The sequence below is a fragment of the Methylomonas sp. BG-2 genome, assembly GCF_057766305.1.
Genome location: NZ_JBYMAP010000180.1, coordinates 1 through 8,233, shown reverse-complemented (window position 1 = coordinate 8,233; position 8,233 = coordinate 1). Strand labels below are relative to the sequence as shown.

General features: G+C 60.0%; 7 protein-coding genes. All 7 read left to right on the top strand.

The features are described 5' to 3' along the window. Positions 1-175: 175 nt before the first annotated feature. The 7 genes from AC3B8H_RS15610 to folE2 all read left to right on the top strand — a co-directional run bounded on the left by AC3B8H_RS15610 (position 176) and on the right by folE2 (position 7,980). Positions 176-2,206, top strand: a complete 2,031-nt coding sequence (locus AC3B8H_RS15610) for a TonB-dependent receptor (protein WP_488442469.1) — start codon at positions 176-178, stop codon at positions 2,204-2,206. Positions 2,207-2,278: 72 nt separating this feature from the next. Further along, complete coding sequence (gene zigA, locus AC3B8H_RS15605) at positions 2,279-3,496, top strand: zinc metallochaperone GTPase ZigA (protein WP_488442468.1); 1,218 nt, start codon at positions 2,279-2,281, stop codon at positions 3,494-3,496. Next, complete coding sequence (locus AC3B8H_RS15600) at positions 3,483-3,716, top strand: hypothetical protein (protein WP_488442467.1); 234 nt, start codon at positions 3,483-3,485, stop codon at positions 3,714-3,716. Before zigA ends, AC3B8H_RS15600 begins: the two co-directional genes overlap by 14 nt. Before the next feature lie 7 nt (positions 3,717-3,723). Beyond that, positions 3,724-4,497: a ZIP family metal transporter gene (locus tag AC3B8H_RS15595; protein WP_488442466.1), complete on the top strand. Its 774-nt coding sequence runs from the start codon at positions 3,724-3,726 to the stop codon at positions 4,495-4,497. A 10-nt stretch (positions 4,498-4,507) separates the two neighbouring features. Continuing rightward, the gene (locus AC3B8H_RS15590) at positions 4,508-5,224 is read left to right on the top strand and encodes a DUF1826 domain-containing protein (protein ID WP_488442465.1); all 717 of its coding nucleotides are present in this window, start codon (positions 4,508-4,510) and stop codon (positions 5,222-5,224) included. 252 nt (positions 5,225-5,476) lie between these two features. Next, complete coding sequence (locus tag AC3B8H_RS15585; protein WP_488442464.1) at positions 5,477-7,132, top strand: formylmethanofuran dehydrogenase subunit A; 1,656 nt, start codon at positions 5,477-5,479, stop codon at positions 7,130-7,132. 47 nt (positions 7,133-7,179) lie between these two features. Beyond that, positions 7,180-7,980: a GTP cyclohydrolase FolE2 gene (gene folE2, locus AC3B8H_RS15580; RefSeq protein ID WP_488442463.1), complete on the top strand. Its 801-nt coding sequence runs from the start codon at positions 7,180-7,182 to the stop codon at positions 7,978-7,980. Positions 7,981-8,233: the final 253 nt, after the last annotated feature.

The following is an 8,233-nucleotide window of genomic DNA, read 5'->3' as shown; positions in this document are numbered from 1 at the left end:
ACCTTCAGCCTCGAACTAGCCCGGTTAACCATTGGTCGGTCACTGGATGTCTACGCACTTATTGCATGGCGGCGAACTCTCAAGGCGTTGCCCACGGCACCACGGCGTTATATTGTTGCATTCACAATCGTTACAATATAACATTTTCCGTTGTTTCCCTTTCCCTGCTCCAGTAATGAACAAAACTGCTTTTTTCTTGTTGATGTTGCCCGCAAGCTTGCTTCATGCGGAAACTCAAGCCGATATCTCATTGGACGAGGTCATCGTCACCGCGCCGCTACCGGTGACAAAAGCCGAGGCCGGCTCGCCGGTTACGGTGTTAAGCGACGACGAGTTGCGGATGAAAACCGGCCACAGCATCGGCGATACCTTGAAAAACGAGTTGGGCATTTCCAGCCAGTCCTTCGGCCCCGGCGTCGGCACCCCGGTGATACGCGGCCAGGCCGGCCCCAGGGTAAGGGTATTGAGCAACGGTATCGGCAGCAACGACGTGTCGGCGATCAGCCCCGACCACGCCACCAGCGTCGAACCGCTATTGGCCGAACGCATCGAGGTGCTGCGCGGCCCGGCAACGCTGCTTTACGGCAGCGGCGCGATGGGCGGCGTGGTCAACGTCATCGACAACCGAATTCCCGGCAAGGCCTTCGACAAAGCCTTGAACGCGGCACTGGAGCAGCGCTTCGATTCGACCAGCGACGAAACCAGCACCACAATGAAAGTCGAAGGCAGCAAGGACCACATTGCTTATCACCTGGACGGCTTCTATCGGCATCGCAACAATCTGGACATCGGCGGCAGCGGCATCGATACCGCCAAGGTGGCGATCACCGATCCTTCCCTGGACGTGGTCGACAATCCGCGCGGTTTTTTGAACCATACCGGCGCCGAGGCGATCAGCGGTTCGGCCGGCTTGTCCTGGGTCGGCGACAACGGCTTTGCCGGGGCGTCGATCAACAATTTAAACAATAACTACGGCATCGCCCCGGACGGCACCGGCACGGAAACGGTGCGCATCGCGATGCGCCAGAACAAATATGATTTCAAGAGCGAATTGAATAACCCGCTGCCGTTCGCCAAAAGCCTGCGCACCCGCTTGGGTTACACCGATTACCAGCATACCGAAATCGCCAACGGCGAGCCCGGCGCCTTCTTCACCAATAAAAGCTACGAAGGCCGCGTCGAGCTGAATCATCAGGACATCGGCCCGCTGCGCGGCGCGGTCGGCTTTCAAGCCCAAGTCAGCGATTTCAACGCCATCGAGAAACTGACCGGCGCCAGCATCGTGCCGCGCTCGGACACTTACAGCTACGGCGTGTTCGGCGTCGAAGCCTTCGACCTCGGCCCGGTCACTTACCAATTCGGCACCCGCGTCGAACAAACCGACGTGCATCCGGACGGCTACACGCCGTTAAGTTACACGCCGGTGAGCGCCTCGGTGTCGGCCTTATGGAAATTGGACGGCCGCAACAGCCTGAATTTGGCGATTACTCGTTCGTCGCGGGCGCCGAATGTCCAGGAATTGCTGGCCAACGGCTACCACGACGCCACCCGCAGTTTCGAAGTGGGCAGTTTGAGTTTGAAGGAAGAAACCGCCTACAACCTGGATTTGGGCTACCGCTTTAAAAGCGATTGGTTGCGTGCCGAGTTGGACTTGTTCCACAACTGGGCCGGCGATTACATTTACCAGCAACGCACCGGCGCATTCGTCGACGAAGACGGTAACCCTTGCGCGGTCGATTGCAAACCGGTGGTGCAAAGCAGCCAGCAAGACGCCATTTTCAAAGGCTACGAAGCCAAGCTGATTTTCCCGGTTGTCGAAAATCATCTGGGCTTAGTCGAGCTGACCTTGTTCAGCGATTACACCCGCGGCGAATTCAAAACCGGCGGCGACGTGCCGCGCATGCCGCCGCTGCGTTACGGTCTGCAACTGGACTATAACCGGGAGCAATTGTCCAGCTATCTACGCCTGACCCGCGCCGACGATCAAACCCACGTCGGCGAGTTCGAGACCTCGACCGCCGGTTATTATCTGCTGAACGCCGGCGTCAATTACCAGATCAAAGCCCCCGGCGATGCCAAACTACTGGTCTTCGCCAAGGGCAATAACCTGCTGGACCAAAACATCCGCAACGCCACTTCTTATTTGCGCAATTTCGCGCCGGAAGCCGGTCGCGGCGCCGAAGTCGGTTTCAGATTGAGTTATTAACTTGCCGCGGGTGCCGCGACTCGTCGCTGGCACCCTTTTTTTGGATTGTGATTGTTACAATATAACATCTATATGACTACGATGATTTCCTCCAAACTACCCGTCACGGTCTTGTCCGGTTTTCTTGGCGCCGGCAAAACCACGCTGCTGAATCATATCCTCGGCAACCGGGAGAACCGGCGAGTCGCGGTGATCGTCAACGATATGAGCGAAGTCAATATCGACGCCGCGTTGGTCAAGAACGAGGTGCAACTGAATCGCGGCCAGGAAAAGCTGGTCGAAATGAGCAACGGGTGCATCTGCTGCACTCTGCGAGAGGACTTGCTGATCGAGGTTGGCAACTTGGCCAAGGACGGCCGCTTCGATTATCTGGTGATCGAATCCACCGGCATCGCCGAGCCGCTGCCGATCGCCGAAACCTTTACCTTTCGCGACGACAACGGCGTCAGCCTGTCCGACATCGCTCGGCTGGATACCCTGGTGACCGTGGTCGATGCGGTGAATTTCCTGCGCCAGTACCAGGAAGCCTTGAGTCTGAAGGAAGCCGGCGAAGCGTTGGGCGAGGACGACGAGCGTAACGTCGCCGATCTGCTGGTCGATCAAATCGAATTCGCCAACGTCATTTTGATTTCCAAGATCGACTTGATCGCCGGCGACGAAATCGCCAATCTGCGGGCGATATTGCTCAGCCTGAATCCCGACGCTGAAATCGTGCCGATGGTCATGGGCCAGGTCGATCTGGGCAAGGTGCTGGATACCGGCCTGTTCGATTTCGAAAAAGCCGAACAAGCGCCGGGCTGGCTGAAGGAGTTGCGCGGCGAGCATATCCCCGAAACCGAAGAATACGGCATTAGCAGCTTTGTTTACCGCGCCCGCCGGCCGTTTCACCCGGAGCGTTTCTATCAGCACCTGCACGAAGGCGAATGGGACAACGGCACCTTGCTGCGCTCCAAGGGCTTTTTCTGGCTGGCCTCGCGCCCAGAATATGCCGGCAACTGGTCGCAGGCCGGCGGCATCATGCGCCACGGCCTGGCCGGACGCTGGTGGGCCTTGGCGCCCAAGGAGCAATGGCCGGCCGAGTATCTGGACGACATCCGCGAACAATGGGTCGAGCCCTACGGCGATTGCCGCCAGGAACTGGTCTTCATCGGCCAGAACGTGGACGCCGAAAAGGTCCGTCGCGAACTGGACGCCTGTCTGCTGACCGATGCCGAACTCGCCGCCGGGCCGAATGCCTGGCGCAAGCTCAGGGACGATTTCCCGCAATGGTTTAGCGATGGCGGACACTGATGGCTTTCCGCCGGTGATCGGCGGCGAACTATTGCTGATGCTCTGGGCCGTGATCCGCTTGCGCGATCAAGCCAAGCCGCAACGCGCGTTGATCTCCGCCTATCCGCTGATACCGGGTTGCATCGCCGCGCTGGTGATTTTTCGCGCGCCGTCCGCGCTTGGCGTCCACCTGAACGGCCGCTCGTACCACCAACACCGTTCGTTTCCACACCTGGGGTAGCGCCGCCATGAATACCTATTTAGCCACCATCGCCGCCAGTCTCGCGGTCAGCCTGTGCTCGCTATCCAGCGCTTTTGCGTTGTGGCTGCCGGCGGCCAGCTTGCAGCGGATCGTGCCTTTCCTGGTGGCATTGGCGGTCGGCGTGTTGCTCGGCGACGCCTTCATTCACTTGATTCCGGACGCGGTCGCCCGCCAAGGTTCGGTGAGTACGGTGTGCTTGACCGCGTTGATCGGCGTGTTCGGTTTCTTCGTATTGGAAAAGCTGGTGCGCTGGCGCCACGACCACAATGTCGATACCCGTCCGGCCGCTAGCGAAGTGCTGCCGCTGGCAAAAATGAATTTGATCGGCGACGCCATCCACAACTTCGTCGATGGCATTCTGATCGCCGGCAGTTTCCTGGCCGATCCGGCGTTGGGCCTGACCACCACGCTCGCCATTATCGCCCACGAAGTGCCTCAGGAACTGGGCGACGTCGGCGCGTTGCTGCGCGGCGGTTACCCGCCGAAGCAGGCGGTGTTGTACAACTTTTATTGCTCGCTGAGCGTGGTGCCCGGCGCGCTGTTTACCTTGCTGCTCAGCCAAGTCGCCGCGTCGTCGCTGGTCGTGCTGTTGCCGATCGCGGCCGGCGGATTCATTTACATCGCCGCTTCCGACCTGATTCCGGTGTTGCACGAGCGCTCGACCTTGCGCCATCTCAGCGGCCAAAGCGCGTCTTTCGCGCTGGGCATCGCCTTCATGCAAGGTATCGTGGTTTTCGAACAAACCCTGTTAGCCCATTAAGGAGTGACCCATGTTTGCCCGCGCGCCTTTCTCTCAACCCGCTGTTTCGCCACGGGTGCCGCCCGGTACCTTTCAAGCGTTGGAACGGCGCCCCGCCACCAAAACCGTGGTTTCCGCTCGATTTGCCGACTTGGCCCGTATTTACGAGGACGATGTCAATCTGTGTTTGATCGAACGGCCGTTACCGGCCGAAATTGAAGGCTTCATCCATGCCGCGCTGCATCGCAAGACCAGAATCGAAATCAGCCAGGCCGTCGATCCCGATCGTTACGACTTCTCGGCCATTTGGCCGCAAGCCGCCGCTTTGGACGGTTTCCAGGCTTGGCTGGAGGATGTGGCGTGGTTGACTTCGGCGTTTTGTGAATTGTTCGGCCAGCGCGAGGCCGGCCTGCGCTTGCGGACCCTGGATAACGCGATGTGTCCGCGTTTTCACGTCGATCGGGTACCGGCACGGATGATTTGCAGCTACGGCGGCATCGGCACCGAGTGGTTGCCGGAGTACGCGGTCGATCGCGGCAAACTGGGCATGGGAGGTTGCGGCGTTCCGGATCAAGTATCCGGACTGATCGCCGACGCCACCGCGATTCGGCAAATGCCGGCCTACGCGGTCGGCCTGATGAAGGGCGAGCACTGGGAAGGCAACGAAGGCCGCGGCTTGGTCCACCGCTCGCCGACCCCAACCGCGGTCCAGCCCCGGCGGCTGTTGCTGACCTTGGACATGTTATGAGCCGCCGCGTCGCTGCCGCTCATTTTCCGACCGATCGTCGCCGAAGACCGCTGCTCGAGCCGAGCCAGTCTCCGTTGGCTGAGCGGAGCCAGTCTCCGTTGGCTGAACTGAGCCATTCTCCGTTGGTTGAACTGAGCCAATCGCCGTTGGCTGAGCGGAGTCGAAGCCAGCCGCATTTGGCTTTACCCGGCTTTCGGCCATTGAACCGTCCGAAACCTCAACTTTGCTACGCGACGCATACCCTACCGACATATGCTGATTAAACTCCGCAACGGCGCAATCTACGATCCGGCGCAAAACCTGCACGGCGAAACCCGCGACCTGTTCATCCGCGACGGCATCGTCGTCGCCGACCCCGGTCCGGACGCGCATTTCGATGAGGTCCACGACCTGACCGGCAAGATCGTCATGGCCGGCGCCATCGACATCCACAGTCACATTGCCGGCGGCAACGTCAACACCGCCCGGCTATTGCTGCCGGAGCAACATCGCAACCACATGGCGCGGCGGTTGAATCACCCCTTTTCCACCGCCAAATGGTCCAGTACCGACATCGGCTACCGCTACGCGCGGATGGGTTACACCAGTGTGGTCGAACCGGCGATGTTGCCGGTCGGCACGCTGGACGTGCATCTGCAACTGGCCGACATCCCAATCATCGACACCGCCGCGCTGGCGATCCTGGGCAACGACGATCTACTTTTACGGCTAATGCGCGCCAAGGCCGGCCAGAATCAAATCAACGACTACGTGGCCTGGACCTTGAACGCCACCCGCGCGCTGGGCTTGAAAGTCATCAACGCCGGCGGCGCCAACGCCTTCAAAAGCAACGTTCGCCAATTTGGTTTGGACGACGTGGTACCGGATTACGGCGTCAGTTCCCGGCAAATTCTGCAAACCCTGCAACGCGCCGCCTGCCAATTGGGCGTGCCGCATCCGGTACACGTGCACTGCAACAATCTGGGCATGCCCGGCAACGTCGAAACCGCCGTCGCCACGATGGAAGCCGCGCAAGGCCTGCCGATGCATTTGGCCCACATCCAGTTTTATGCCTACGGCAGCGAAGGCGCCAAGGGCTTTTCGTCGGCGGCCGCGCGCTTGCTGGAAGCCTTCCACCGCCACCCCAATATCACCATGGACGTGGGCCAAGTATTGTTCGGCCAAACGGTGACGATCTCCGGCGACGTCATCGCCCAATACAGCCGCCACGCCGACGCCAATCCGAGTAAATGCGTGATGTGGGATGCCGAAACCGAAGGCTCGGGTGGCGTGGTGCCGTACCGCTACCGCGAGGCCAGCTTCATCAATACCTTGCAGTGGGCGATCGGCCTGGAACTGTTTTTGTTGGCCGAGGCGCCGGAGCGTTTGTTCTTCACCACCGACCACCCCAACGGCGCGCCGTTTACCGCCTATCCCGAATTGATCCGATTATTAATGGACGCCGACTACCGGCAGGAATGCATGGCGCGCTTGAACCAGGAGGCCCTGGCCCTGACTTTGTTGCCGGGTCTAAAACGCGAATTGAGTTTTAGCGACATCGCCACGATGACCCGCTCCGCCGCCGCCAAATTGCTCGGCCTCAACGACCGCGGCCATCTGGCCCCCGGTGCCATCGCCGACATCGCCGTTTACGATCCGGGCCGGCATGCCGGCCAATCCCACCCCGACTATCGGGCCCTATTCGCCGCTGCCGCGTTGCTGTTCAAAAACGGCCGGTTGGTGGTACGAGACGGCGTCGTGCTCGAACGGCCGACCGGCTTGGCGCAAACCGTGACACCGGTTTACGACGCCGGCATCGCCCGCACCGTCAAACAACACTTCGACCGCTTCTACAGCCTGAAACTCGATCAATACGCGGTCAACGACGGCGATTTCGGCGAGCGACCCCGGTTTAAGGTGCACGAATGACAGCGTCGGAAGTAAAAAACCACTCGGTAAAACCGCCAACCCAAACCATGAATCCCATCGAAGACATCCAAGCCCGCGCCGACAGCCGCCGTATCGCCATCGACAAAGTCGGCATCAAGGACATTCTGCATCCGGTGCGGGTCAAGGACAAAAGCGTCGGCGAACAACGCACCGTGGCCCGTTTCGCGATGTCCGTCAACCTGCCGCACGACTTCAAGGGCACCCACATGTCGCGCTTCGTCGAAATTTTGAACAGCCACGACCGGGAAATCAGCATCGCCTCGTTTCCGACCATGCTGCGCGAAATGCTGGCCCGGCTGGAAGCCCAGTCCGGCTACATCGACATGCGCTTTCCGTACTTCATCGACAAAACCGCGCCGGTCAGCGGCGTGCGCAGCCTGCTGGACTATCAGGTCGGCTTCGTCGGCGAAATCGACGCCGCCGGCTGCCGCACCAAGGTCCAAGTCGTGGTGCCTGTAACCAGCCTGTGCCCGTGCTCCAAGGAAATTTCCGAGCGCGGCGCCCACAATCAGCGCTCCCACGTCACGGTCACGGTCGTCACCGACGGCTTTATCTGGGTGGAAGATCTGATCGCGCTGGTCGAAACCGAAGCCTCGTCGCCGATCTACGGCCTGCTGAAACGCCCGGACGAAAAATACGTCACCGAATACGCCTACGACCACCCCAAATTCGTCGAGGACATGGTACGCGACGTGGCGGCCCGCTTGGATGCCGAGCCGCGTATCAGCGCCTACACGGTGGAATCGGAAAACTTCGAATCGATACACAACCATTCCGCCTACGCCCTGATCGAACGCGACAAATCGCGTCTCGGCGCTCGCGGCTGATCCTCACCGGCCACGGATTCGCGCTTCTATTCAGCGCCACTCCGCTGGCTTGATCCTAAATTGAGCAATTACGCCAGTTAAAAACCTGTCGCACCAGACACGGCAATCATCGGTCAACGGACGAACGCTAAACGATTGGCGCCTTAACTCGTTCCGAATCGGTCTCGCTCGGAAAAGCTCCGTGCGTTCCGTGTTGTCATGCTTGCTTCATGCCGGTCCGAATTCGCAAATCCCACACAAACAAAACCGTTGC